Annotated in this window: 1 protein-coding gene; it reads right to left on the bottom strand. The window is 37.0% G+C overall.

Annotated elements, in window-relative coordinates; translation table 11 throughout:
* On the bottom strand, nt 1-214 hold a 214-nt coding region (locus tag ACJ5GX_RS01380), incomplete at its 3' end, for an ankyrin repeat domain-containing protein (protein ID WP_495292613.1).
* Nucleotides 215-1,285: the final 1,071 nt, after the last annotated feature.

Below are 1,285 nucleotides of genomic sequence, written 5' to 3'. Positions count from 1 at the left end.
CAATAGCCAAATGTAAAGGAGTTTTTTCATCGTTATCTTGCAAATTAACCTTTATACCTTTTACTGCTAATAGAGCTTTTACTATATTTTCGTTACCTTTTTCAATAGCCAAATGTAAAGAAGTTTCTTGAGATTGATTTTGCAAATTAACATCTATACCTTGTGCTGCTAATAGAGCTTTTACTATATTTTCGTTACCTACTTTAATACCCAAATGTAAAGGAGTTGCTTGAGATCGATCAGTTTTATTTGCAATTTAATCAAATTTAATATGTTATTTGCAGTTTAAATGACGCTTAGCAGTTAGTTTTTGCAATGCCTGTATACATGTAAGTAAGGAAGCAAGGAAGGTCAACATTCAAACGCTTCCTTGTGTTCCACATTCTGCGGTCGAGATTGAGTTCCGCACGTTTGCGTTAAGAAAGATGATGTGCTTTCAGTATACTTACTACAGAGAGTTAAATGATGATACTTAGTCTAATTTCGGTTTGATCATCATCATCATCAGCACATATCCACCCTCTGCTGAGCATAGGCATATTTTCTATTGCGCCAGAGTTCCCGGTGCTGTTTTAAACTCATTCATTGAGATCCCGCCGACTTGGTCATGTTCTGCAAGCATACCTTTCTGATCTCCTCATAGTGTATATTTGTACTGAATTTATTGATTGTTGTGCCTAAGATGTGATGCAAAATAAATATATTTGTATCTCCTTGGCCACCACGCTGTGACTGCTTTTGTTTGATCAAGAAAACCTATTTATAATCACTTATCATCTGCCTGCCCTTCATCATCATCATCGTCATATCAGCCCACATCTACCCACTGCTGAGTATAGGCCTCTTCTTTTTCTCGACATCTGCGCCGGTCCTGTTCCTCCCGCATCCACTGTTTGCCAGTAATGGTCACTAGGTCGTCCTTCCACCTAGCGGGTGGTTTGCCTGCCCTTATGCTTATTTATTTCGTAACATGTTTTCTTTTATTCATCTCTATCAACCGTCAAACCTTCATTTTCACCCTTTTGCTTCATATTTTGTACAATCCATATAAACTTTTTAGGCCTTATACACCTTCTGCATCCATCCACTTACATATTTTTTTTTGTCATATGATTTCATCCCTCCTCATAGTAGTTCATAATCACTAACATCGTAAAATAAAACAACGTAGGTACTTATTGATATGCAGGTGTCTTTTTGCTAATAAGTTACACACCTGCAAAATTGTCCGATTAGATAAACCCAAATCGGTTACAAGTTCGTGTTGGTAATGTTGGTATTGATC

Source organism: Wolbachia endosymbiont of Tuta absoluta (genome assembly GCF_059414725.1).
The sequence above is the reverse complement of the archived record's forward strand: the minus strand, read 5'-3'. Positions and strand labels throughout refer to the sequence as shown.